This is a genomic window from Variovorax sp. V35, from assembly GCF_041154465.1.
Classification (GTDB): domain Bacteria; phylum Pseudomonadota; class Gammaproteobacteria; order Burkholderiales; family Burkholderiaceae_C; genus Variovorax; species Variovorax boronicumulans.
The window spans coordinates 3,902,924-3,925,411 of sequence record NZ_AP028666.1; the positions used below are offsets into that span (position 1 = coordinate 3,902,924).

24 protein-coding genes are annotated in these 22,488 nt (G+C 69.5%); 15 read left to right on the forward strand and 9 right to left on the reverse strand.

All coding sequences use genetic code 11. From position 1 onward, the window contains the following. Nucleotides 1-4: 4 nt before the first annotated feature. Both ACAM42_RS18055 and ACAM42_RS18060 read right to left on the reverse strand, forming a co-directional pair. On the reverse strand, nt 5-646 hold the full coding sequence (locus tag ACAM42_RS18055) for a DUF1109 domain-containing protein (protein WP_369628933.1): 642 nt from the start codon (nt 644-646) through the stop codon (nt 5-7). After that, on the reverse strand, nt 643-1,227 hold the full coding sequence (locus tag ACAM42_RS18060) for a sigma-70 family RNA polymerase sigma factor (RefSeq protein WP_369628934.1): 585 nt from the start codon (nt 1,225-1,227) through the stop codon (nt 643-645). The genes ACAM42_RS18055 and ACAM42_RS18060 overlap by 4 nt, the downstream gene beginning before the upstream one ends. Nucleotides 1,228-1,313: 86 nt before the next feature. On the opposite strand from ACAM42_RS18060, the gene ACAM42_RS18065 reads away from it, so the two are divergent. From ACAM42_RS18065 to ACAM42_RS18135, 15 genes are all read left to right on the forward strand, one after another. Further along, complete coding sequence (locus ACAM42_RS18065) at nt 1,314-1,733, forward strand: hypothetical protein (protein WP_070060743.1); 420 nt, start codon at nt 1,314-1,316, stop codon at nt 1,731-1,733. A gap of 14 nt (nt 1,734-1,747) precedes the next feature. Then, nucleotides 1,748-2,215: a DUF6152 family protein gene (locus ACAM42_RS18070; protein ID WP_070060744.1), complete on the forward strand. Its 468-nt coding sequence runs from the start codon at nt 1,748-1,750 to the stop codon at nt 2,213-2,215. Nucleotides 2,216-2,297: 82 nt separating this feature from the next. Beyond that, the gene (locus tag ACAM42_RS18075) at nt 2,298-3,623 is read left to right on the forward strand and encodes a GTP cyclohydrolase II (RefSeq protein WP_159271758.1); all 1,326 of its coding nucleotides are present in this window, start codon (nt 2,298-2,300) and stop codon (nt 3,621-3,623) included. Then, entirely contained in the window at nt 3,620-5,023 is a 1,404-nt protein-coding gene (locus ACAM42_RS18080; protein WP_369628935.1) for a URC4/urg3 family protein, read from the forward strand. The genes ACAM42_RS18075 and ACAM42_RS18080 overlap by 4 nt, the downstream gene beginning before the upstream one ends. 51 nt (nt 5,024-5,074) lie before the next feature. After that, nucleotides 5,075-5,704, forward strand: coding sequence for a uracil phosphoribosyltransferase (upp, locus tag ACAM42_RS18085; RefSeq protein WP_159276920.1), 630 nt, complete (start codon nt 5,075-5,077; stop codon nt 5,702-5,704). A gap of 189 nt (nt 5,705-5,893) precedes the next feature. Then, nucleotides 5,894-6,895, forward strand: a complete 1,002-nt coding sequence (locus ACAM42_RS18090) for a BMP family protein (RefSeq protein WP_369628936.1) — start codon at nt 5,894-5,896, stop codon at nt 6,893-6,895. Between the two features lie 33 nt (nt 6,896-6,928). Next, nucleotides 6,929-9,757, forward strand: a complete 2,829-nt coding sequence (locus ACAM42_RS18095) for a polysaccharide deacetylase family protein (RefSeq protein WP_369628937.1) — start codon at nt 6,929-6,931, stop codon at nt 9,755-9,757. Between the two features lie 5 nt (nt 9,758-9,762). Next, a complete protein-coding gene (locus ACAM42_RS18100) occupies nt 9,763-10,728 on the forward strand; it encodes a 5'-methylthioadenosine/S-adenosylhomocysteine nucleosidase (protein WP_307588341.1) in 966 nt (321 codons plus the stop codon). Continuing rightward, nucleotides 10,719-11,465, forward strand: coding sequence for an alpha/beta fold hydrolase (locus tag ACAM42_RS18105; RefSeq protein ID WP_369628938.1), 747 nt, complete (start codon nt 10,719-10,721; stop codon nt 11,463-11,465). Before ACAM42_RS18100 ends, ACAM42_RS18105 begins: the two co-directional genes overlap by 10 nt. Beyond that, nucleotides 11,462-13,051, forward strand: coding sequence for an ABC transporter ATP-binding protein (locus ACAM42_RS18110; RefSeq protein WP_159276918.1), 1,590 nt, complete (start codon nt 11,462-11,464; stop codon nt 13,049-13,051). Before ACAM42_RS18105 ends, ACAM42_RS18110 begins: the two co-directional genes overlap by 4 nt. Next, entirely contained in the window at nt 13,051-14,115 is a 1,065-nt protein-coding gene (locus ACAM42_RS18115) for an ABC transporter permease (RefSeq protein WP_369632781.1), read from the forward strand. The genes ACAM42_RS18110 and ACAM42_RS18115 overlap by 1 nt, the downstream gene beginning before the upstream one ends. Further along, nucleotides 14,112-15,035 carry an ABC transporter permease gene (locus ACAM42_RS18120; RefSeq protein WP_099789232.1) on the forward strand — a complete coding sequence of 308 codons (924 nt, stop codon included), beginning with the start codon at nt 14,112-14,114 and terminating at the stop codon, nt 15,033-15,035. Before ACAM42_RS18115 ends, ACAM42_RS18120 begins: the two co-directional genes overlap by 4 nt. A gap of 7 nt (nt 15,036-15,042) precedes the next feature. Then, nucleotides 15,043-15,507, forward strand: coding sequence for a hypothetical protein (locus tag ACAM42_RS18125; RefSeq protein WP_369628939.1), 465 nt, complete (start codon nt 15,043-15,045; stop codon nt 15,505-15,507). 28 nt (nt 15,508-15,535) lie between these two features. After that, on the forward strand, nt 15,536-16,816 hold the full coding sequence (locus ACAM42_RS18130) for an amidohydrolase family protein (protein WP_369628940.1): 1,281 nt from the start codon (nt 15,536-15,538) through the stop codon (nt 16,814-16,816). 71 nt (nt 16,817-16,887) lie between these two features. Next, nucleotides 16,888-17,397 carry a DinB family protein gene (locus ACAM42_RS18135; protein ID WP_307588350.1) on the forward strand — a complete coding sequence of 170 codons (510 nt, stop codon included), beginning with the start codon at nt 16,888-16,890 and terminating at the stop codon, nt 17,395-17,397. 1 nt (nt 17,398) lies between these two features. Here ACAM42_RS18135 and ACAM42_RS18140 read toward each other — a convergent pair whose 3' ends face one another. The 7 genes from ACAM42_RS18140 to ACAM42_RS18170 all read right to left on the reverse strand — a co-directional run bounded on the left by ACAM42_RS18140 (nt 17,399) and on the right by ACAM42_RS18170 (nt 22,410). Continuing rightward, the gene (locus ACAM42_RS18140) at nt 17,399-17,890 is read right to left on the reverse strand and encodes a RidA family protein (protein ID WP_095745366.1); all 492 of its coding nucleotides are present in this window, start codon (nt 17,888-17,890) and stop codon (nt 17,399-17,401) included. Nucleotides 17,891-17,976: 86 nt separating this feature from the next. After that, nucleotides 17,977-18,297 (reverse strand): non-heme iron oxygenase ferredoxin subunit, encoded by a 321-nt coding sequence (locus ACAM42_RS18145; protein WP_369628941.1) that lies wholly within the window; start codon nt 18,295-18,297, stop codon nt 17,977-17,979. Nucleotides 18,298-18,313: 16 nt separating this feature from the next. After that, nucleotides 18,314-19,279 carry a Bug family tripartite tricarboxylate transporter substrate binding protein gene (locus ACAM42_RS18150; protein ID WP_369628942.1) on the reverse strand — a complete coding sequence of 322 codons (966 nt, stop codon included), beginning with the start codon at nt 19,277-19,279 and terminating at the stop codon, nt 18,314-18,316. Further along, nucleotides 19,276-19,644 carry a chorismate mutase gene (locus ACAM42_RS18155; protein ID WP_062477800.1) on the reverse strand — a complete coding sequence of 123 codons (369 nt, stop codon included), beginning with the start codon at nt 19,642-19,644 and terminating at the stop codon, nt 19,276-19,278. The genes ACAM42_RS18150 and ACAM42_RS18155 overlap by 4 nt, the downstream gene beginning before the upstream one ends. Before the next feature lie 9 nt (nt 19,645-19,653). Next, nucleotides 19,654-20,136, reverse strand: a complete 483-nt coding sequence (locus ACAM42_RS18160; RefSeq protein WP_056580648.1) for a nuclear transport factor 2 family protein — start codon at nt 20,134-20,136, stop codon at nt 19,654-19,656. Further along, nucleotides 20,133-21,392 (reverse strand): aromatic ring-hydroxylating dioxygenase subunit alpha, encoded by a 1,260-nt coding sequence (locus ACAM42_RS18165; RefSeq protein ID WP_369628943.1) that lies wholly within the window; start codon nt 21,390-21,392, stop codon nt 20,133-20,135. The genes ACAM42_RS18160 and ACAM42_RS18165 overlap by 4 nt, the downstream gene beginning before the upstream one ends. 28 nt (nt 21,393-21,420) lie before the next feature. Then, nucleotides 21,421-22,410: a 2Fe-2S iron-sulfur cluster-binding protein gene (locus ACAM42_RS18170; protein ID WP_369628944.1), complete on the reverse strand. Its 990-nt coding sequence runs from the start codon at nt 22,408-22,410 to the stop codon at nt 21,421-21,423. Nucleotides 22,411-22,488 lie beyond the last annotated feature (78 nt).

Here is a 22,488-nt window from a genome sequence, read left to right on the forward strand (position 1 = left end):
TGCGCTACCAACGCAGCAGGCGCGGCCCCAGTGCCGCGCCCAGCAGCACCGGCACCGCGATCCCGCTCACGTACCAGACCGCGAGGAACGGCGCGGTCAGCTCCATGCAGTGCAGCGCGTAGACCGACGCGCCCACGCCGCCGGCCAGCGCGCCGGCGGCGGCCCCGGCCAGCGCGGGCCGCGTCGGTGCCAGCCCCCGCAGCGCCGCGAAGGTGGCCGCGAACACCGGCAGCGCCATGAAGCCGATGCTCAGGGCACAGATGCGCCACGACTGGCCCATCAGCAAGGGCATGCGCTCCTCGATCGGCACCGAGAACCAGACGAACGCCGCCAGCCCCCAGATCCCCAGCACCGGCAGCACCCCGCCCCACCACGCGTGGCGCATCCGCACGCCGGGCCGGGCCAGCCGCTGCACCGTCACGAAGGCCGCCGCCGCGATGCACAGCGGAAACAGCACCTTGACCCAGAACATCGGCCAGAACATCGCCTGCACCAGGTCGGGCCGCAGCCCGTACTCGCCGAACAGGATCACGAAGGACACCGGCAGCGCGGCCAGCACCGCCAGCCCGATGCGCCCGCTGGCGCTGCGCCGCGGCACCGCCACCTCGCCGGTGGCCAGCAGATTGACGAGGTCGTCGGTCTTCATGGCGCGGCGCCTCCCCCGAACTTCGCGGCCAGGGCCTTCAGGCCCCGGTGGATGCCGACCTTCACCGCCGACTCCGACATGCCCGTGAGGCTCGCCGTCTCGGCCACCGAGAGGCCTTCGATCTTCACGTGCACGATGGGCAGGCGCTGGCGTTCGGGCAGGGTCTGCAGCAGCCCGCCGAGGTCGCGCTTCGCATCGCTGGCTTCGGTGGCCGACGCGGCGAACACGGCCAGGTCGTCGTCCAGGGGGTCATGCAGGTCCTCGCGGACCGACTTGGCGCGCAGCAGATCGATCATCTTGTAGCGCGCAATGGCATACACCCAGGCCGTCAGCGGCTGGTCGCTCTGGTAGGTGTGGCGCTGGTTGTGCATGGCGAGCAGGCATTCCTGGACGAGGTCTTCCACTTCATCGGGCCAGCCGAACAGGCGCTTGCCCAGAAAAGCGCGCAGGTGCGCGCTCAGTTTCTGCAGGAACTCGCGGTACGCGCCGGCGTCGCCGTCGAGGCCGCGAAGGAACAGGCGGCGCAAGGCCGCTTCCGCGTCGCTCGGTGTCGTCCTGCTGCCTACGGTGTTTCGTGCCATCGGGCCGGCCGGTTACAGCCTGGTGAAAAAAGATTGCAAGGGATTGTGCCGCGCCCCCGGGGCGAGGCTTGGGCTAAGCTGCGCCGATGCTGGCCGGACTCGTCTCCCACCCCTGGGCCTACCCGGCGCTGGAGGCGGCGCACATCGTGGGCATCGCGCTGCTGTTCGGCGGCCTGCTGGTGTTCGAGCTGCGCGCCCTCGGCCTGGCCCGCGAGCTGCCGGCGCCGCTGCTGGCGCGCCTCACGCTGCGCCCCGCCCTGCTGGGCTTCGGCCTGTGCGCGCTGACCGGCCTGACCATGTTCGCCAGCCAGCCGGGCGAGTTGCTGAACAACACGGCCTTTCGCGTCAAGCTGCTGCTGATCCTGCTGGCCGGTCTCAACGCCGCCTGGTTCCACCTGCGCGGTGACCTCGGCGGGCAGAGCGGGTTCGCCAGGTTTCAATGCCTCCTGTCTTTGGGGTTTTGGCTCGCTGTCATCATCTGCGGGCGCTGGATTGCCTATGTCTGACCAAGGAGAACGCGATGCTGCATCGACGCATGTTCGTGACCGGTTCGATCGCACTGGCCCTGCCCGCCTGGGCCCACCACGGCTGGAGCAGTTTTGACCAGGAGCGCCCGCTCTATCTGGAAGGCCGCGCCACCAAGGTGAGCTGGCGCAATCCGCACGGCGAGCTGGAGATCGAGCTGCCCGAGAACCTCGCGCTGCCGCCCGACCTGAAGCAGCGGCCCCTGCCCAAGCAAAGCGCCACGGTCGACGGCGCGGCGCTGCTGGCCAAGGCGCAGCTGCCGACACGGCGCGACCGCAAGTGGCAGATCGAGCTGGCCCCGCTCACGCGGCTGCAGGCCTGGGGCGTCGAGGAGATCAAGCCCGGCACGCCGGTGGCCGTGCTGGGCTTCACCTTCACCGGCGAGAAAGGCGACGCGGTGCTGCGCGCCGAGTACCTGTTCGTGCACGGCAAGACCTACGGCCTGCGCTCCTCGCCTGCATGAATGCCAGTGCGGCCGGACCGCGCGGGCCCTCGCTTGCCAGCCGCACAAGTGCTCGGTACATTGCATTTTTTGAGGGCCTCAAATGTCTGCAGACAGTACCGCGCTCCCTTCCGCCTTGCCGACCGCGACCGGTGCCAGCCCGGCGCAGAGCCCTCCGCTCCACCCCTCGTCCTCGACCGGCCACATCCGCCTGACCTCGCATGCCGGCGGCTTCGGCGCGCTGCCCATCCACTGGGGCGCGGCCACCGCCACCGAGCGCGGGCCCGTGGTCGGCACCACCACCAAGCGCGCGCACCGCAACGTGATCGGCACGCACAGCGGCTCGTACAGCGTGTACCGCGCGCTCGCCGTGGCGGCCGGCGCGCTCAAGCGCGAACACAAGGCCGACCTCACCAACACCGCGCCCACCGACGTCATCGGCCCGTATCCCCAGTGGAGCGAGCCCGGGCGCATCGTCTCGCTCGACCCCTGGGGCGCGCTCGTGGCGGACGTGTTCTCCACCGAACTCGCGGCCGGCTACGACATCCGCCCGACCATCGCGATCACCAAGGCGCATGTGATCCTGCCCGAGGTGATCGAGGCGCTGCAGAGCGGGCGCCTGAAGGCCGACGGCCATTTCCTCACCACGGGCGGCGCCGCGATGGTGACCAAGGCAGCCATCGAACCCGTGTGGTACCTGCCCGAGGTGGCGCGCCGCTTCGGCTGCTCCGAGACCGACCTGCGCCGCACGCTGTTCGAGGAAACCGGCGGCATGTACCCCGAACTCGTCACCCGCTCCGACCTCGAGGTGTTTTTGCCGCCCATCGGCGGGCAGACGCTCTACATCTTCGGCAACCCGCGCGACCTGGCCAACCCGGAGGTTGAACTCACCGCCCGCATCCACGACGAGTGCAACGGCTCCGACGTGTTCGGCTCCGACATCTGCACCTGCCGCCCCTACCTCACGCACGCCATCGAAGAATGCATCCAGGGTGCGCAGCGCGGTGGCGTGGGCCTCATCGCCTACTCGCGCAAGGAAGGCCGTGCGCTCGGCGAGGTGACCAAGTTCCTGGTCTACAACGCACGCAAGCGCCAGGTGGGCGGCGACACGGCCGACCAGTATTTCGCGCGCACCGAGTGCGTGGCCGGCGTGCAGGACATGCGCTTCCAGGAGCTGATGCCCGACGTCTTCCACTGGCTGGGCATCAAGAAGATCCACCGCCTCGTGTCGATGAGCAACATGAAGTTCGACGCCATCACCGGCTCGGGCATCGAGATCGGCGAACGCGTGAACATTCCCGACGAACTGATCCCGGCCGACGCCCGCGTCGAGATGGACGCCAAGATGGCGGCCGGCTACTTCACGCCCGGCCCGGTGCCGGACGCAGAGGAACTGAAAAAGGCCAAGGGCCGGGGATTGAGCGAATGAGCCGAAGCACCGACATCGACCTGCCCGCCGACGGTTCCGGCAGCCTGCGCCCCGGCGGCGCGGGCGCTGTCGATCCGTCGATCGAGTTCGCGCCCGACACCGCCCACCCGGCCGGCGCCGCCACCTTGCTGCGCACCACCACCGCCATCCGCCAGCGCGCGGGCGCCCTGCTGGCGCGGGCGCGCCGCGGCGAATCGCAGTGGTTCCGCATCGGCAGCGACGACGCGCTCGAAGACGCGGCGCGCACCGTGGCCGAGGTCACGCGCGAGCGCTACCCCTGGGACACCATCCCGTATCACAGCCGCTGGCGCCACTTCGAGGCCGGCGGCGTCGACCGCCGCCAGCAGCTCGATGCGCTGCTCGGCAAAGGCCTCGACGCCCGCCAGCGCGCCCGCGCCCACATCGACCTCACGCTGGTGAGCGTGCTGCTCGACGCCGGCGCCGGCCCGACCTGGCACTACACCGAACCGGCCACCGGCCTGCGCTTCACGCGCTCCGAAGGCCTGGGCGTGGCGTGCTTCCATGCGTTCACGAGCGGGCTCTTTTCCTCCGACCCGAACCACCCGCTGCAGGCCGACGCGGCCGGCCTGCGCGGCCTCGTGACCGAGCGCCTGGGCGACGCCTTCCAGGTGAGCGAGGTCAATCCGCTGGTCGGCCTGTCCGGGCGCGCCGTGCTGCTGCGCCGCTTGGGCGAGGCCATGAGCGAGCAGCCCGAGACCTTCGGCGACGACGGCCGGCCCGCCGGCCTTTTCGACGCGCTCGTGGCCCCGCTGGGCGCGGCCTCGCCGCCGACGGCCGAGATCACGGCGCACCAGATCCTGTCGCTGCTGCTCGACACGCTGTCGCACATCTGGCCCTCGGCCAACGCCATCGACAGCCTGGCGGCCGACGGCAGCGACAACGCGGGCGGCATCGGCTCGGGCGACCCGGCCTTCGCGCTGGGCGACTGCTGGCGCCACAGCGCCGTCGCCGGCCCCGGGCTCACCAACGGCTGGATGCCGTTCCACAAGCTGTCGCAGTGGCTCACGTACTCGCTGCTCGAGCCCTTCGAATGGGCCGGCGTGAAGGTGCGCCACCTCGACGCGCTCACGGCCCTGCCCGAGTACCGCAACGGCGGCCTGCTGATCGACAACGGCGTGATCGTGCCGCGCGAGCCGGCCTTTCTCACCCGCCGCTGGAAGGCCGGCGACGAGTTCATCGTCGAATGGCGCGCCCTCACCGTCGCGCTGCTCGACGAAATCGCCCCGCGCGTGCGCAAGGTGCTCGACCGCACCGAGGAAGAGCTGCCCCTGGCCTGTGTGCTCGAAGGCGGCACCTGGGCCGCGGGCCGGGTGCTGGCACAGCGCTTGCGAAACGGTGCGCCACCGCTGCAGATCGAGAGCGACGGCACCGTCTTCTAGTCTTTTAGACTCTCCTGTTTTTCCGCAACGGCACACCAAAAGAAGACTCCAATGAGCAACGTCCACCTCGTCGACCACCCCCTCGTCCAGCACAAGCTCACACTGATGCGCCGCAAGGACGCCTCCACCAACAGCTTCCGCCGGCTCTTGAACGAAATCAGCATGCTCATGGCCTACGAGGTCACGCGCGACATGCCGATGCAGGACATCGAGGTCGAGACCCCGCTGGAGACCATGCAGGCCAAGGTCATCGACGGCAAGAAGGTGGTGCTGGTGTCGATCCTGCGGGCCGGCACGGGCATCCTGGACGGCATGCTCACGGTGGTGCCGGGCGCGCGCGTCGGCCACATCGGCCTGTACCGCGACCCCAAGACGCTCACGGCCGTCGAGTACTACTTCAAGATGCCCGGCGAGATGGAGAACCGCGACGTGATCGTGGTCGACCCCATGCTCGCCACCGGCAACTCGGCCGTGGCCGCGGTCGAACGGCTGAAGGAACTCAACCCCAAGTCGATCAAGTTCGTCTGCCTGCTGACCTGCCCCGAAGGCGTGAAGACGATGCAGGCAGCGCACCCCGACGTGCCGATCTACACCGCCGCCATCGACCGCGAGCTGGACAGCCACGGCTACATCCTGCCGGGCCTGGGCGACGCCGGCGACCGCATCTTCGGCACTAAGTAGGCTCGCCCCCAGGCTTCGCGCACTTCGTGTCGCTTCGCCAACCCCCTACCGGGGGCAACACCTGAGGCCCGGCGGAGCCGGTTCCTCGGTGTTTGCTGGAAGGGAGCCGGCCGCTCGCGGCCGGCTCGATTCGGTGGGTGGGCATGGGGATTGCAGGGCTGGTTCTTTCATTTCATCGAGGAGAAGACCGTGACAGCACGCCGTCAATTGATCGTTCGTTCCATCGCCGTTGCCGCAGCGCTTGCGGCGGGCGCCCCGGGCCTTGCGCTCGCGCAGGCCAAGCTCAAGGTGGCTGCCGTGTACACGGTGCCGTTCGAGCAGCAATGGGTGGGCCGCATCCACAAGGCGCTGAAGGCGGCCGAGGCGCGTGGGGAGATCGAATACAAGGCGACCGAGAACGTGAGCAATGCCGACTACGAGCGCGTGATGCGCGAGTACGCCACGGGCGGCAACCAGCTGATCCTGGGCGAGGTGTTCGGGGTGGAAGCGGCGGCGCGCAAGGTCGCGAAGGACTTCCCCAAGGTGGCGTTCCTCATGGGTTCGTCGCTGAAGCCACAGGCGCCCAACTTCTCGGTGTTCGACAACTACATCCAGGAACCGGCCTACCTCAGCGGCATGGTCGCGGGCGGCATGACCAAGAGCAACCGCATCGGCATGGTCGGCGGCTTCCCGATTCCCGAGGTGAACCGGCTCATGAACGCATTCATGGCGGGCGCGAAGGAAACGAACCCGAAGGTGGAGTTCAGCGTGAGCTTCATCAACAGCTGGTTTGACCCACCGAAGGCCAAGGAAGCGGCCTTCGCGATGATCGACAAGGGCGCCGACATCATGTACGCCGAGCGCTTCGGCGTGTCGGACGCGGCCAAGGAAAAGGGCAAGCTCGCCATCGGCAACGTGATCGACACGCAGGCCCAGTACCCCGACACGGTGATCGCCTCGGCGCTGTGGAACTTCGAGCCCTCGGCCGACCGCGCCATCAAGCTGGTGAAGGAAGGCAAGTTCGCCGCCGAAGACTACGGCGTGTACTCGCACATGAAGCACAAGGGCTCCGAACTCGCGCCGCTGGGCACCTTCGAGAAGAAGGTGCCGGCCGACATCGTGGCCAAGGTGAAGGCGAAGCAGGCCGACATCCTGGCCGGCAAGTTCACCGTGAAGGTGGACGACGCCCAGCCGAAGTCCACCGCCAAGTAACCAGCAGACAGACAAGCGAGCAGACCCGAACCCATGAAGCGTGCGCGATGGCAGACCGCAATCCATGGCATGGCCATCGCGGCGTTGGCCGCCGGGCTCGCCGCCTGTCAACCTGAGCCGGCGGCCACGGCCACCGCCCCGGCGGCCGAGGTGCCCGCATCGGCCGCCTCGGCACCCGCTGCCGTTGCGCCGCCGGTGGTCGCGGCGCCGGTCGGCATTCCAACCGCGCTGCAGGCACGCGCCGACGCCCTGCTCGCCGCGCACCGCCAGATGATCGTGCTGATGACCGGCGAGCGTGCGCTCGAGGCGGCCGAGAAGCGCGCCGTCAGCGCCGTCGGGCAGCAGCTGTTCCACGAGATGCAGGAGCGCCAGCAGGCGCTGATCGCCCAGGCCGCGGACATGACGGACCCCGCCGCCGTGGCGGGCCTGAACGCGCTGCTCGACCGCATCGAGAGCGAGCCCAGCTGGTTCGACGCCGACCGGCTGGCGTTCAAGGAATTCCTGTCCGAGCTGAGCACGCGCTACAGCCAGGCGCAGTCGCTGTCCGGGCTCAAGCTCGGCCGGCGCGCCAGCGAGGACCTGGCCGTGCTCGCCGAGATCGAGCAGGCCTACGACCGCGAGCTGAAAGACGTGTTCGGCCGATTCGCGCAGCGCGGCATCGAGCCCAAGCGCGAGAAGTGGGCCGACTACGTGGCCAAGCTGCAGGGCCTGTACTCGCGCGAACAGATCCTGAAAGACTTCGGCGCCATCGTTCCCTACACGCAGCCCCCGGGCGGCGCCAAGGAAAAGGACAGCGCGGACGCACGCGAGATCTTCGGCACCTCGCTGCCCGCCAAGACCGTCGTGCTGACCTTCGACGACGGCCCGCACGCCAAGCACACAGACGAGATCCTGGAGATATTGAAGCGCTACGACGCGCCCGCCATCTTCTTCCAGCTCGGGCGCAACCTGGGCAAGCTCGACGCGCAGGGCAAGGCCCAGCTCAGCGCCACCGGCGCGGCGGCCAAGCGGGTGCTGGCCGCCGGCCACGTGCTCGCCAACCACAGCTTCAGCCACGGCATGATGGCCAAGATGACCGACGACGCGGTGCGCGTGGAAGCCAGCGAGACCGAAGCGCTGCTCGACGCCACCGGCCGGCCGCAGTCCACCCTCTTTCGCTTTCCGTATGGCGCGCGCAACGAAGCCAAGCTGAGCACGGTCGAGGCGCTCAAGCTGCGCTCCATGATGTGGACCGTCGACTCGATGGACTGGGCCGACCCGGTGCCCAAGTCGATCGCCGACCGCGTGCTGGCCGAGGTCGACAAGGCCAAGCGCGGCGTCATCCTGTTCCACGACATCCAGGGCCGCACCGTGCAGGCCCTGCCCACGGTGCTCGACCAGCTGGTGGCCGACGGCTACCGCTTCGCCACTTGGCGCGACGGCAAGTTCGTCGTGAGCGCATCGAAAAAGGCGGCGCCCGACGACGGCGTGGCGGCCACCTCGGGCGACACGCTCTACCGCGAGAGCCACGCGCTGGTGATCGGCATCGACAAGTACGCCAAATGGCCCGGCCTGCACCACGCGGTGCCCGACGCCAAGGCGATGGAGCAGCTGCTCGTGACGCGCTTCGGCTTCAAGCCCGAGAACATCACGGCGCTGTACGACGACCAGGCCACGCGCGCCAACATCCTGCGCGCGCTGAACGAAAAGCTGACCGACGGCAAGCGCGTGAAGCGCGACGACCGCGTGCTGGTGTTCTTTGCCGGCCATGGCAGCACCCGCAAGCTCGCGAGCGGGCGCGACGTGGGCTACATCGTGCCGGTCGATGCCACGCTGGACAACCTGCCGTCCGACGCCATCTCGATGCCGCAGCTGCAGGAGGTGGCCGAGGCGCTGTCGGCCAAGCACGTGCTGTTCCTCGTGGACGCCTGCTACTCGGGCCTGGGCCTCACGCGCGGCGGCGCGGCGCAGGGCAACAAGAATTTCCTGACCGACAACGCGCGCCGCATCGGCCGCCAGATGCTCACCGCCGGCGGCGCCGACCAGCAGGTGGCCGACGACGGTCCCGGCGGCCACTCGGTCTTCACCTGGACGATGCTGCAGGCGCTGTCGGGCAAGGCCGACCTGAATGGCGACAACGTCATCACCGGCACCGAACTCGCGGCCTACGTGGCGCCGGCGGTCTCGGCCATCGCGCGGCAGACGCCGGCCTTCGGCAGCCTGCCGGGCTCGGAGGGCGGCGAGTTCGTGTTCGCGTTGCCCGTCGAACGTGAAGGCCTCAGCGGCGACAGCCTGCAGCTCGACGCCGCCGCCAGCCAGGTCAACAAGCGCATCGACCAGGCCAACGAGCAGGCCGTGCATGCGGCGGCCGTACCCAAGACGGCCAAGGCGGCCAAGGCCGGCCCGGCTGCCGTCGAAGTGGTGGTGAAGAACCTCGAAGGCGCCGACACCAAGCTGACCATGCCGGCCGCCGCGCCGCTCACGCCGCGCGTGGCCGCCCAGCGCGCCAACGACCGCGGCCTGCAGCTGTACCGCGAGCGCCGCTACGACGAGGCCGAAGCCGCCTTCACCGAGGCGCTGAAGCTGCAGCCGCGTTTTGCACTCGCGGCCAACAACCTGGGCTTCGTGTACTTCAAGCGCGGCAAACCGGTCGAGGCCGCGCGCTGGTTCGAGCAGGCCATCGACATGGACGGCAGCCGCGCCCTCGCCTACCTGAACCTGGGCGACGCCTACCTGCAGGCCGGCAACGACGCCAAGGCGCTCGCCGCCTACACCACCTTCGTCGGCCTGGCACCGAAGCACGCGCGCGTCGCCGCGCTGCAAGCCTGGATCGCCACGCCCGACGCCGCACACCGCCCCTCACTCCCGCCCACCAACTCCTGATGACCATGACGAACACTTCCTCGCTTCTCCAGCGCCTGCGCGGCCCGGTCCTGGCCGCCGCGCTCGGTCTCGTGCTGACGGGCTGCGTCGGCGTCTACAAGTCGGACGTCGTCAGCATCAACAGCAGCACGCGGCTGGACGACACGCCGCGCCTGGCCGTGATCTCGGCCTTCGAGCCCGAGCTCAAGCTGCTGCTCACGCGCCTGCAGGGTCCCCGCAAACACAGCGTGAACGGCGTCGAGTTCACCACCGGCACGCTCGAAGGCAAGCCCGTGGTGCTGTTCCTCTCGGGCATCAGCATGACGAACGCGACCATGAACACGCAACTGGTGCTCAACCGCTTTCGCATCAGCGGCATCGTGTTCAGCGGCATCGCGGGCGGCGTGAACCCGTCGCTGCACGTGGGCGACGTGACGGTGCCGGCCCAGTGGGGCCAGTACCTCGAGGTGCTCATGGCACGCGAGACCGCACCCGGCAAGTACAGCGCGCCGCCCTTCATCACCGACGCCACGCTGCCCAACTTCGGCATGAACTTCCCGCGCCCGGTCGAGGTGCGCTCGGCCGCCAAGCCGGGCATCGAGCGCAAGTTCTGGTTCGCGGCCGATCCGAAGATGCTCGAGGTGGCGCGCAGCATCCGCAACGTCGAGCTGGCGAACTGCGGCGCCGGCAAGTGCCTGCCGCGCAAGCCGCAGCTGGTGGTGGGTGGCAACGGCGTCTCGGGCCAGGCCTTCATGGACAACAAGGCCTACCGCGAATACACCTACAAGACCTTCCAGGCCAACGTGCTCGACATGGAAACCGCCGCCGTGGGCATGGTCGCCTACAGCAACGGCGTGCCCTACATCGCCTTCCGCTCGCTCAGCGACCTCGCGGGCGGCGGCGACGGCGAGAACGAGATGGGCACCTTCATGAGCATCGCGGCCGACAACTCGGCCAAGGTCATGCTGGCCTTCCTGGCCGCGTGGAAGTGACGGTGGCGCCCGGGCGCCTGCCTCGTCTGGTCTTGCTGCCGGGCATGGACGGCACCGGCGATCTCTTCGCGCCGCTGGCGCAGGCCCTGGGGCCGCAGGCCACCATCGACGTCGTGCGCTACCCGGGCCGCCAGGTGCTGGGCTACGACGAACTCGAGCCGCTGGTGCGCGCGCAACTGCCGACGCATCAGCCTTTCGTGCTGCTCGGCGAGTCGTTTTCCGGGCCGCTGGCCATCTCCCTCGCAGCCTCGCGCCCACCGGGGCTGCGCGGCCTCATCCTGTGCTGCAGTTTCGCTCGCCGGCCCGCGCCCGGCCTGGCGCTGATGCGCGCAGGCCTGCTCGACCTGTCGATGCGCCTGCTGCATTCGAAGCTCATGCGCGCGCCGATGCGGCACCTGCTGCTGGGCGGCTCGGCGTCGCCGCACCTGTCGGACATGCTCCAGGCTTCGCTGAAGCAGGTGTCGGTCGCGGTCATGACCCACCGCATGAAGGAAGTGCAGCGCGTCGACGTGCGCGACAAGCTGCCGTTGGTGCGTGTGCCGGCGATGTACCTGCAGGCGCTGCAGGACCGCGTGGTGCCGCGCCGCGCGGTGGCCGCCATTCAGCGCGGGTTGTCGGCGTTGCACCTGGTGCAGCTCGACGGCCCCCACGGCCTGCTGCAGGCCTCGCCCGCCGCCTCCGCCCGGGCCATCGAGAATTTCTGCCGCGACCTGCCGTCGCCACCTGTCTGCCCATGAACCCCACCGTGCTCCGCCTCCAGGGCATCACCAAGCGCTTCGGCCCGCTCGTGGCCAACGACGCCATCTCCCTCGACCTGCAGGCCGGCGAAGTGCTCGCGCTGCTCGGCGAGAACGGCGCCGGCAAGTCGACGCTGATGTCGATCCTGTTCGGCCACTACGTCGCCGACGAAGGCCGAATCGAAGTGTTCGGCTCGCCCCTGCCGCCCGGCAACCCCAAGGCCGCGCTGGCCGCCGGCGTGGGCATGGTGCACCAGCACTTCACGCTGGCCGACAACCTCAGCGTGCTCGACAACGTGACGATGGGCACCGAGCCGCTGTGGCGCCCGGTCTCACGCCGCGCGGCGGCCCGTGCGCGGCTGCTCGAGGTGGCGCAGCGCTTCGGCCTGCCGGTGCAGCCCGACGCGACCATCGGCAGCCTCTCGGTCGGCGAGCGCCAGCGCGTGGAAATTCTCAAGGCGCTGTACCGCGGCGCGCGCATCCTGATCCTCGACGAGCCGACGGCCGTGCTCACGCCGCAGGAGAGCGAGGCGCTGTTCGCCACGCTCGCGCAGATGGTGGCGCAAGGCCTGTCGGTCATCTTCATCAGCCACAAGCTCGGCGAGGTGCTGCGCGTGTCGCAACGCATCGCGGTGCTGCGCGGCGGCAAGCTCGTCGCCGAGGCGCGCACGGCCGACACCACGCAGGCGCAGCTCGCGCTGTGGATGGTCGGCCACGCAGTCGAGGCGCCGCAGCGCCGGCCCGCGAAATCGGTGGGCGACGCGGTCTGCGTGCTCGACCATGTGAGCACCGCATCGACCAAAGACGGCGGGCAGGACCGCCTGCGCGAGGTGTCGCTCACGCTGCGCGCGGGCGAAATCACCGCCATCGCCGGCGTCTCCGGCAACGGCCAGGTCGCGCTGGCCGAGCTGCTGAGCGGCACGCGCCGCGCCGTCTCCGGCAGCGCGCAGTTCATGGGCCGCGCGCTGCCGCCCTCGCCCGCCCGCCTGGTGCAACGCGGCGTGGCGCGCATCCCCGAAGACCGGCACGCGGTCGGCGTGGTCGGCGACCTGCCGGTGTGGGAGAACGCCGTGTCCGAGCGGCTGCGCAGCCCCGTCTTTTCACGCTGGTCGTTCATCGTCCGGCGCGCCGCCGCGCGGCTGCACGCCCGGCGCATCGAGAAAGCCTTCGACGTGCGCGGCGCCGGCCTGATGTCGCCGGCCCGTTCGCTCTCGGGCGGCAACATGCAGAAACTGATCCTGGGGCGGGCGCTGCTGGCGCCCGAGCAAGTGGAACAAGACACCGACAACAAGAAGTACCCGAACCGCGCCCCGCGCCTCATCGTGGCGCACCAGCCGACCTGGGGCCTGGACATCGGCGCCGTCGCCTATGTGCAGCAGCAGCTCATTGCCGCGCGCGACGCCGGCGCGGCGGTGCTCGTCATTTCCGACGACCTCGACGAAGTGCTCGCGCTCGGCGACCGCGTGGCCGTGATGCACGGCGGCCACCTCGGCGAGGCGCGCCCGGCCGCGGCCTGGACACGCGAGGCCATCGGCCTGGCGATGGCCGGCGCCACCGCGCCGCAACGCCCGGGAGCCGCCGCATGATGCGCCTCGAACGACGCCACGAAAGCTCGCGCGCTGCGCTGGTGCTGGCCCCGATCGGCGCGGTCGTGTTCACGCTGCTGGTGAGCGCGCTGCTCGTGCGCTGGGCCGGCGCGCCGGTCGGGCGCACCTACGCGCTGCTGCTGCAGGGCGGCTTCGGTTCGGTGTTCGCATGGAGCGAGACGCTGACGCGGGCCATTCCGCTCATCCTCACCGGCCTGGCCGCGACGGTCGCGTTCAAGGCCCGGCTCTTCAACATCGGCGCCGAGGGGCAGCTGTTTGCGGGCGCGCTGGCTGCCGTGGCCGTGGGCGGCATGCACGGCAGCACGGGCTTCGAGCTGTCGCCGTGGGTGCTGTTCCCGCTGATGATGCTGGCCGCTGCGGTGGCCGGCGCGCTGATGCTGCTGGGCCCGGCGCTCATGAAGAACAAGCTCGGCGTGGACGAGGTGGTGACCACGTTGCTGATCAACTTCATCGTGCTGCTCGGCGTTTCCGCATTGCTCGACGGGCCGATGAAAGACCCGACGGCGATGGGCTGGCCGCAGAGCGTGTCGCTGCAGTCCGACCTCGAACTTGGCAAGCTCATCGCCCAAACGCGCGTGCACACCGGGCTGCTGTGGGCCGTGTCGCTCGCGGTGATCGTGTGGGCGATCTTCAAGTACACGGTGCTGGGCTTCGACATCCGCGCCGTGGGCGCCAACGCGCGCGCCGCCGCCTTCGCCGGCGTGCCGGTGACGCGCACCGTGGTCATGGTGGCGCTGCTCTCGGGCGCGCTGGCCGGGCTGGCCGGCGCCATCGAGGTGGCGGGCCGCACGAGCTACGTCACGCTCGACATGTCGCCGGGCTACGGCTACACGGGCATCGTGATCGCGATGCTCGCCGGCCTGCACCCGCTGGGCGTGATCGCCGCCGGCGTGTTCGTGGCCGGCGTGCTGGTCGGCGCCGACACCATGAGCCGCGCCGTGGGCGTGCCGACCTACATCGCCGACGTGATCGTCGCGGCCTCGCTGATCGCGGTGCTGGTGGCCACGCTGCTCACGCAGTACCGCGTGCGGGTGACGAAATGACCGATCTGCTCGACATTCTTTCCAACCCCGCCTTCTGGGTCGCGGTGCTGCGCATCGCCACGCCGCTCATCCTGGGCACGCTGGGCGTGCTGCTGTGCGAGCGCGCGGGCGTGCTCAACCTGGGCATCGAGGGGATCATGGTCGCGGGCGCCTTCACCGGCTGGCTCGCGGTGTACGCCGGCGCGCCGCTGTGGGCCGGCGTCGGCGTGGCCGCGCTCACGGGCATGGTGTTCGGGTTGCTGCACGCCTTTTTGACCGTCGGGCTCGCGCTGTCGCAGCACGTCTCGGGGCTGGGCATCACGTTATTGGCCACGGCGCTGAGCTACTTCGGCTACCGCGTGAGCTTTCCGAAGGTGAACACGCCGCCGACCATCACGCCCTTCGCGCCGATGGACTGGCTGCCCGTGCCCATCCTCAACGCGCAGACCGCGCTCACGCTGTTCGCGCTGCTGCTGGTGCCGGCGGTGGCCTGGGTGCTGTACCGCACGCCGCTGGGTCTGGCGCTGCGCATGGTGGGCGAGAACCCGCAGGCGGCCGAGAGCCAGGGCGTGTCGGTCGCAGCCACGCGCACCGGCGCCATCGTGGCAGGCTCGGCGCTGATGGGCGTGGCCGGCGCGTTCCTCACGCTGTCGGCCTTCAACGCCTTCTTCTTCAACATGGTGAACGGGCGCGGCTGGATCTGCGTGGCGCTGGTGGTGTTCGCCTCGTGGCGGCCCGGCAAGGCCCTGCTCGGCGCGTTGCTGTTCGCGTTCTTCGACGCGCTGCAGCTGCGGCTGCAACAATCGGGCGATGCCGTGCTGCCTTACCAGCTGTACCTGATGCTGCCCTACCTGCTGTCGATCCTGGCGCTGGTGCTGGTGGCACGCAAGGCCAGCTACCCGCAGGCGCTGATGAAACCCTACCGCAAGGGAGAACGCTGACATGCCGATGACGCGGCCCCGCCTCCGTCGCCTGCTGGCCACCGCGCTGCTCGCCCTGGCCGGCAATGGCGCTCATGCATTGGGTGCCGACTACGGCCCCGAGCGCTTCGCCACCCACGACGCCGTCACCTGGGTGCAGACCTGCGGCACCTGGGGCACCGACCACCACGGCACCTACCGCGTGATCCACGCCGAAGCCTTCGCGCAGTCGTTCCTCTACGTGCAGTGGATGGCGCGCGGCGAGGCCGACCGCAGCTACAGCCTGTACGCCGTGCACACCACCGCCATCGCCGAGCTCGACAACGACCATGCGGAAATCTCCCTGAGCGAACTCACCTGCCGCGCCACGCCGCGCGGCATCGTGGTGACGGCCAAGGCCGACTCGGGCCACGACGACAAGCTGCGCCGCGTGACCATCGAGGTCGGGCCGGCCGCAGGGCAATACCGCTTCCGCGCGCAGCGCACGCGCTGAGTGCCCCTCGAAAAAAGACACCCCACCGATGCTCGACCTTCTTATCACCCACGCCACCCTCCCCGACGGCCGCACCGGCATGTCGGTTGCCGTGCAGGACGGCCGCATCGCCGAGGTCACGCCCGGCCTTGCCGCACCCGCGCACGAAACGCTCGACGCGCAAGGCCTGCTGCTCACGCCGCATTTCGTCGACCCGCATTTCCACATGGACGCCACGCTGAGCTACGGCCAGCCGCGCGTCAACCAGAGCGGCACGCTGCTCGAAGGCATCGCGCTGTGGGGCGAGCTCAAGCCGCTGCTCACGGCCGACGCGCTCATCGAACGCGCGCTCGCCTACTGCGACTGGGCCGTGGCCAAGGGCCTGCTGGCGATCCGCTCGCACGTGGACACGAGCGACCCCAGCCTGCTCGCGGTCGATGCGCTGCTCGAGGTGAAGCGCCAGGTGGCGCCGTACATCGACCTGCAGCTGGTGGCCTTTCCGCAGGATGGCGTGCTGCGCTCGCCGGGCGGCGTCGACAACCTCACGCGCGCGCTTGACAAGGGCGTGGACGTGGTCGGCGGCATTCCACATTTCGAGCGCACCATGGCCGACGGCGCGGCCAGCGTGAAGCTGCTGTGCGAGCTGGCCGCCGAGCGCGGCAAGCTGGTCGACATGCACTGCGACGAGTCGGACGACCCGCTCTCGCGCCACATCGAGACCCTGGCCGCCGAAACCCTGCGCCTGGGCCTGCAGGGTCGCGTGACGGGCTCGCACTGCACCTCGATGCACTCGATGGACAACTACTACGTGAGCAAGCTGCTGCCGCTCATTGCCGAGAGCGGCGTGAGCGTGGTGTCGAATCCGCTCATCAACATCACGCTGCAGGGCCGCCACGACAGCTACCCCAAGCGCCGCGGCATGACGCGCGTGCCCGAGTTGCTGGCGGCCGGCGTGAATGTCGCCTTCGGCCACGACTGCGTGATGGACCCGTGGTACGGCATGGGCTCGGGCGACATGCTCGAGGTAGCGCACATGGGCCTGCACGTGGCGCAGATGACCGGCCAGGCCGGTATCCACCAGTGCTTCGAGGCCGTGACCACGCGCGCGGCGCGCGTGATGCACCTGGACGGCTACGGCCTGGAAGCCGGCTGCGACGCCAGCTTCGTGCTGCTGCAGGCGCGCGACCCGGTCGAGGCCATCCGCCTGCGCGCGACGCGGCTCAAGGTGTTCCGCAAGGGCCGGCTGCTGGCCGAGACGCCCGCGGCCACCGCCGCGCTGCACCTGCCGGGGCGCGGCGACCGCACGCGCTGGATGCTCGGCGAGCACTGATCCTGTTTCGGGTGGACAGGCGCCGCGCCTGCCGCGAACATCCGGGTTCCCCGATGACAAGGACACCCGACATGAGCGCCCCACCCCTGCTGCGCACGCTGTTCCAGTACCACGCGTGGGCCAACGACGAGCTGCTGGACCGCATGGCCAGCCTCGACCCCGTGCAGCACGCCGACGCCCGGCATGCCGCGATCCGCGTGGTCAACCATGCCCACGTGGTGAACCGGATCTTCGCGGGCCACCTCACGGGCACGCCGCACGGTTTCACCGACGACAACACGCCCGAAACGCCGACGCTGGCCGACCTGCGCGCGGCCGTGGCCGAGTCCGACCGCTGGTACCTCGCCTACCTGGACACGCTCACGCCGGCGCTGCTGGCCGAGCCGCTGCCCTTCGTGTTCACCGACGGCGACAAGGGCTGCATGACGCGCGAAGAGATGCTGGCGCACGTCGTGACGCACAACGGCTACCACCGGGGCGAAGCCGGCCGGCTGCTGGCGCAATGCGCGGTGCGCCCGCCGCGCGACACGCTGGCGGTGCACCTGCACCGCAGCGAACCCGCGCGCCGCGAGCGCGGCTGACTCAGGCCGCGTCGATAGTCGAGACAGTCATCTCGACCTCGACCGTCGCGTTCTTCGGCAGCGCATAGACGCCGACCGCCGTGCGCACATGCACGCCGGCCTCGCCGAACACGCGGTGCAGCAGGTCGGACGCGGCATCGGCCACCTCGCTTTGCTGCGTGAAGTCGGCCGTGCACTGCACGAACACGCCGACGCGCAGCACCTTCTCGACCGCATCGAGCGAGCCGAGCGCCCGGCGCAGCAACGCGAGGCTGCGCAGCGCGCAGATCTGGGCGCCTTCGCGCGCGGTGTCGAGCGACACGGCATCGCCCACGCGGCCGGTGACGACCACCGTGGTGCCCACACGCGGCACCTGGCCGCTGAGGTAGACGGTGCGGCCGTCGCGCACCAGCGGCACGTAGTGGCCGCCGGCCAGGATCTCGCCGTCGAAACGGTGGCCCAGTTCGGCGGCAATCAGGTCAGCGATCTGGTCGCGGCTGTGTGGTTCTGTCATCGGATGTCCAGGAAAACGGGCCTCGATTGTCGCCAACCGGTCCGGCGTGAACCGATACAGATCGCGCCCGCCGTAGGCAGAACAGTTCAGCCTTCGAACGCCAGGAACACCCGCCCGCCTTCGATCTTCACCGGATAGGTGCGCAGGTCTTCGGTGAGCGGCGCACACATGGCCTTGCCGCTGCGCACGTCGAAGCGGCCCTGGTGCAGCGGGCATTCGATCTCGTGGCCTTCCAGGAAACCGTCGCACAGCCGCGCATGGCCGTGCGTGCAGATGTTGTCGGTGGCGTGGATGCCATCGTCGGTGCCGTACAGCGCGATGTCGCGCCCCTGCACCTCGATGCCGACCACGTCGTCGGCGGGAACGTCTTCGACCGCCGCGGCGTCGACCCAGGTCATCGTGCTCATCGTGTGCTCCCTTTTCTCAATCGGGCTTGAGGCCGGCGCGGTCGATCACCGGCTTCCAGCGGCGCAACTCCTCGTCCATGAACTTCGACAAACCTTCGGGCGTGCTGCCCACGGGGTCGAAATACGCGGTCTGCAGGCGCTTGACCGTCTCGGGGTCTTTCAGCGCGGCAGCAATCTCGCGGCTCATGCGCTGCACCACGTCGTTCGGCGTGCCCTTGGGCGCCATGTAGGCGAACCATGGCACGGCCTGGATGTCGGGCAGGCCCGACTCACGCAACGTCGGCAGCTCGGGCAGCAATGCCGAACGCTCGGCCGAGGTGACGGCCAGCGCCTTCAGGCGGCCCGCCTTGGCCTGCGGCATCACCGTGACCGGCGGCAGGCAGGCGTACTGCACGTCGCCCTGCACGATGGCGGTGACGGCCTGGCCCGACGACGCGTACGGGATGTGCACCGCGAACGACTGCGTCTTGGCCTTGATGAGCTCCACGCCCAGGTGCGAGATCGAGCCGTTGCCGGTCGAGGCGAAGTTGAACTTGCCGGGGTTCTTCTTCATCGCGGCCAGCCAACCCTTGACCGAATCGACGCCCATCGAGTTCGAGACCGCGCAGACGTTCGGCGTGGTCGCGGCCAGCGACACCGGCACGAGGTCCTTGAACGGGTCGTACGGCAGGTTCTTGTAGAGGATGGTGTTGTAGACCAGTGGCGCGTTCACCGACAGCAGGAAGGTGTAGCCGTCGGGCTGTGCCTTCGAGACCGCGTCGGTGCCGCTGTTGCCGCCCGCGCCGGGCTTGTTCTCGACGATCAGCGGCTGGCCGATGCGCGCCGCGAGCTTGTCGTTGACGATGCGCGCCAGGATGTCGGGCGACGAGCCTGCCGCGAACGGCACCACGATGCGCACGGGGCGCTGCGGCCACTCCTGCGCATGGGCGGCGGCGGCCATGGCCACGGCGGTGAAGGCGACGAAAAGGCGTGCGCGCGTCATGGCTGCACCTCCACGTCGACCATGCCCCGGTGGTCCTGCTGCTCGCGCGCGATGAAGCCTGCGATGAGCGCGCGGTAGGCGGCCTCGACCACCTCGGGGTAGGCGCCCTCCTTCTCGGCGAGCGCCTTCACCTTGTCGATCACTTCCTGCTGGCGCTGCGGCGCCGACACCTGAAAGGCGTCGCGCTTGAAGCGCGCGGCGTCCTTCACGTAGCGGCCACGCTCGGCCAGCAGCGCGACGATCTGGCGGTCGAGCCGGTCGATGTTCTCTCGCACCTCGGCCAGGTTGGCGCACAGCGGCACGTAGGCCGGGTCGGTGAAGCGGCGCAACGGGGCACCGTGGGTCTCTGGTTCTTTTTCTGGCATGGCTCGGTTTCAGATGGGATAAATGATGGAGTTCGGGATCATTTCGCTGTCGAACACACACAGGCGCGACGCGAATTTCAAGCCCTCAGGGGTCTGCACGACCTTGTCGATGTAGCGCCCGACATTGAACACGGTCGACGGCCCGTCGAGCTTGGTGCGGAACACCGCGTAGTTGGCCTCGCTGTGGATGGTGCCGTCGTCGTCGACGCGGTGCACCAGCGGCAGGCCCACCACGTGGCGCTGGTAGTACGGGTCGTGGAACAGCGTCTCCTTGATGCCGTAGACACGGTCTTCGAGCATGCCGCGGCTCTCGAACGAGAGCGTGGCCAGCGGCAGGCCGCGCTCGTGGTTTTCTCGCGGCTGCAGGCGATAGCTGCACTGCTCGGTGAAGAACGCGGGCCACAGGTCCCAGTCGCCCGAATCGACGGCGTGCGCGTAGGCCGCATACAGGCGCGACAGGTCGAGGTAGGTGGCGGTGTCGAGCGTGCTCATGCGGCCTCCATCACTTCACGCCAGTAGCGGTACATGCCGCGGATCAGCGTCTCGGTCACCATGTGGTCGGTGTTCTCGACCTCGCGCCCGCCGAGTTCGGCCAGCGTGCGGTGGTAGGGCTTCTGCTCGAAGCCTTCCTGCGAGAACTCGATCACCTCGCCGTCGTCGGCCGACACGAAGCCCGCCGGCCCGAACAGGTTGGCCTGGCGCAGGCGGCGCTGCGTCATCTCGGGCGTGTCGTCCTCGAAGCCGAAATGCGTCCACACGAAATCGAAGGCGTCGTGGCCCACGGGCTGGATGTGGCGCGTCGACACGCTGTTGACCTGCTGCTGCAGGATGAGGCTGGGGAACAGCGTCATCATCACCGCCGTCGGCCCGCCCCACCAGGGCTCGGGCACGATGTCCAGAAAGCGCGGGTCCTTGAGCTGCATGCTCTCCTTGAAGCTCGACACCTGCGTCACCTGCGCGGCCTTGCCGGCGCTGCCGCGCGTGGAGATCATGGCGGCGTGACGGCCGTGCGCGTCCATCTTCAGCTCCGACTTGTTGTCGGCGCGCCAGAGCCCGAAGGTCACGAACCAGGTGTGCAGCAGGCCGGGGTGGTACGGGTCCTTGATGTTCTCCTGCATGAGCTTCCAGTTGCCCGGAATGCGCTGGCGGCTGTAGCCCAGGATGGTGAGCTTGCGGCCGTCGAACAGACGATCGAAGTAATGCAGGATGTCGGGGCCGAGAAAATCTTCGAACGATTCGATGTCATGGTCGAACGACGCGAACACCACGCCGCCGCGCGACGCGACCTTGAGCTTGTTCAGGCCGTGGTCTTCGGTCTTGAAGTCAGGCGGCATGCCACCGTGGACCTTGCCGTCCTGCTTCACGCCGCGGCGGAACGGCACGCCCTGCAGATCGCCCTTGAGCGTGTAGTTCCACTGGTGGTAGGGGCAGACGAACTCTTTCTTGTTGCCGTGGCGCTCGCGGCAGAACTGCATGCCGCGGTGGGCGCAGACGTTCTCGAACACGTGGATCGCGCCTTCTTCGTCGCGCGACAGGATGACCGAGCGCTCGCCGATGGCGGTGCGCTTGAAGTCGCCCGGGTTCGGGATCTCGGCTTCGAGGCCGACATAGCACCAGTGCTTGTCGTAGAAGAAGCGCTGCAGCTCCTTCTTGTGCAGCGCCTCGTCGGTGTAGGCCATGAAGGGAATGCGGCTGGTCTTCTCGCTCTCCCAGCGCAGTTCGATGGGGAAGACGGCTGGCGTGGTCATCGGGTCTCCTTTTCTCTTGTTCGGTTCTTCAGGTGCCTTGCAGGTAGAAGGCATCGGCATGCGTCTGCTCGGGCGCCAGGCCGTGCGCCTGCACCAGCCGGCTCGCGGCCTCCACCATGGGCGGCGAGCCGCACAGGTAGGCGCGCCAGCCGTCGAGCCCCGCGGGCAGGTCGGCGCGGATCGCGTCGGTGATGAGCCCCAGCCGCTGACCGTCGCGCGCGGGGCCGGCGACCACCACGACGTGCACCTTCAGGCCGGGGTGCAGCGCCTGCAGTTCGCGCAGCTCGGGCAGGCCGTACACGTCGGCGTCTGAACGCACGCCGAGGTAAAGGTGGATCGGCTGCATCAACCCCGCCGCGACCGCACCGCGCACGATCGACAGGATGGGCGCGAGCCCCGTGCCGCCCGCCGCGCAGAGCATCGGCCCGCGGTGCTTGGTGCGCAGGTAGGCGGTGCCCAGCGGGCCGCTCACGCGCACGGTGTCGCCCACTTGCAGCTGCTCGAAGATATGGGCGGTGACGCGGCCGCCCGGCACGCGGCGCACATGGAATTCGAGCTCCGCGTCGCGGCTCAGCCCGGCCATCGAGTACGGCCGTGCCAGCTCGGGGCCGAACTGCAGCTGCGCGTACTGGCCCGGCGAGAACTCCAGCGGCTTGTTGGGCTTGAGGCGCAGGCGGCGGATGTCGTGCGTGAGCACGTCGATACCCGTGACCGTGGCCTTGAGCACGCGCGCCGGGTGCACCACCACCTCGTCGGGCTCGGGAATCTCGATGGTGCAGCTTTCGGTCAGCGTGCTCTGGCAGGCCAGCACGTAGCGCTCGCCCTGCCCGTCGGGCCGGATCGCGTCCTGCCCGCCGTCGAGCAGCTGGCCCGACACCACCTTGCAGCGGCAGGTGCCGCAGCGCCCCGACATGCAGCTGTACGACACCGGCACCTGGTGCTCGCGCAACACCTCGAGCAGGTTCGCGCCGGGGCGGACCTCGAGGGTGCGGGCAAGGGGGTGAATGTGCAGGTCCATCGTCGGGCTCTCTTTTTCTGGCGCCGGCGGCAGGGCCGGCTTGTCTCTGGGCACGGATGATGCGCGGCCTCTTCCGAT

Excerpts from the sequence above, each read along its gene's own strand:
- ACAM42_RS18070 (WP_070060744.1), top strand. The coding sequence starts at position 1,748 with ATGCTGCATCGACGCATGTTCGTGACCGGTTCGATCGCACTGGCCCTG.
- ACAM42_RS18140 (WP_095745366.1), bottom strand. The coding sequence starts at position 17,890 with ATGACAGAACCACACAGCCGCGACCAGATCGCTGACCTGATTGCCGCC.
- ACAM42_RS18110 (WP_159276918.1), top strand. The coding sequence starts at position 11,462 with ATGAACCCCACCGTGCTCCGCCTCCAGGGCATCACCAAGCGCTTCGGC.
- ACAM42_RS18130 (WP_369628940.1), top strand. The coding sequence starts at position 15,536 with ATGCTCGACCTTCTTATCACCCACGCCACCCTCCCCGACGGCCGCACC.
- ACAM42_RS18125 (WP_369628939.1), top strand. The coding sequence starts at position 15,043 with ATGACGCGGCCCCGCCTCCGTCGCCTGCTGGCCACCGCGCTGCTCGCC.
- ACAM42_RS18120 (WP_099789232.1), top strand. The coding sequence starts at position 14,112 with ATGACCGATCTGCTCGACATTCTTTCCAACCCCGCCTTCTGGGTCGCG.
- ACAM42_RS18170 (WP_369628944.1), bottom strand. The coding sequence starts at position 22,410 with ATGGACCTGCACATTCACCCCCTTGCCCGCACCCTCGAGGTCCGCCCC.
- ACAM42_RS18150 (WP_369628942.1), bottom strand. The coding sequence starts at position 19,279 with ATGACGCGCGCACGCCTTTTCGTCGCCTTCACCGCCGTGGCCATGGCC.
- ACAM42_RS18095 (WP_369628937.1), top strand. The coding sequence starts at position 6,929 with ATGAAGCGTGCGCGATGGCAGACCGCAATCCATGGCATGGCCATCGCG.
- ACAM42_RS18065 (WP_070060743.1), top strand. The coding sequence starts at position 1,314 with ATGCTGGCCGGACTCGTCTCCCACCCCTGGGCCTACCCGGCGCTGGAG.
- ACAM42_RS18155 (WP_062477800.1), bottom strand. The coding sequence starts at position 19,644 with ATGCCAGAAAAAGAACCAGAGACCCACGGTGCCCCGTTGCGCCGCTTC.
- ACAM42_RS18165 (WP_369628943.1), bottom strand. The coding sequence starts at position 21,392 with ATGACCACGCCAGCCGTCTTCCCCATCGAACTGCGCTGGGAGAGCGAG.
- ACAM42_RS18060 (WP_369628934.1), bottom strand. The coding sequence starts at position 1,227 with ATGGCACGAAACACCGTAGGCAGCAGGACGACACCGAGCGACGCGGAA.
- ACAM42_RS18080 (WP_369628935.1), top strand. The coding sequence starts at position 3,620 with ATGAGCCGAAGCACCGACATCGACCTGCCCGCCGACGGTTCCGGCAGC.
- ACAM42_RS18055 (WP_369628933.1), bottom strand. The coding sequence starts at position 646 with ATGAAGACCGACGACCTCGTCAATCTGCTGGCCACCGGCGAGGTGGCG.
- upp (WP_159276920.1), top strand. The coding sequence starts at position 5,075 with ATGAGCAACGTCCACCTCGTCGACCACCCCCTCGTCCAGCACAAGCTC.
- ACAM42_RS18100 (WP_307588341.1), top strand. The coding sequence starts at position 9,763 with ATGACGAACACTTCCTCGCTTCTCCAGCGCCTGCGCGGCCCGGTCCTG.
- ACAM42_RS18160 (WP_056580648.1), bottom strand. The coding sequence starts at position 20,136 with ATGAGCACGCTCGACACCGCCACCTACCTCGACCTGTCGCGCCTGTAT.
- ACAM42_RS18145 (WP_369628941.1), bottom strand. The coding sequence starts at position 18,297 with ATGAGCACGATGACCTGGGTCGACGCCGCGGCGGTCGAAGACGTTCCC.
- ACAM42_RS18135 (WP_307588350.1), top strand. The coding sequence starts at position 16,888 with ATGAGCGCCCCACCCCTGCTGCGCACGCTGTTCCAGTACCACGCGTGG.
- ACAM42_RS18115 (WP_369632781.1), top strand. The coding sequence starts at position 13,051 with ATGCGCCTCGAACGACGCCACGAAAGCTCGCGCGCTGCGCTGGTGCTG.
- ACAM42_RS18075 (WP_159271758.1), top strand. The coding sequence starts at position 2,298 with ATGTCTGCAGACAGTACCGCGCTCCCTTCCGCCTTGCCGACCGCGACC.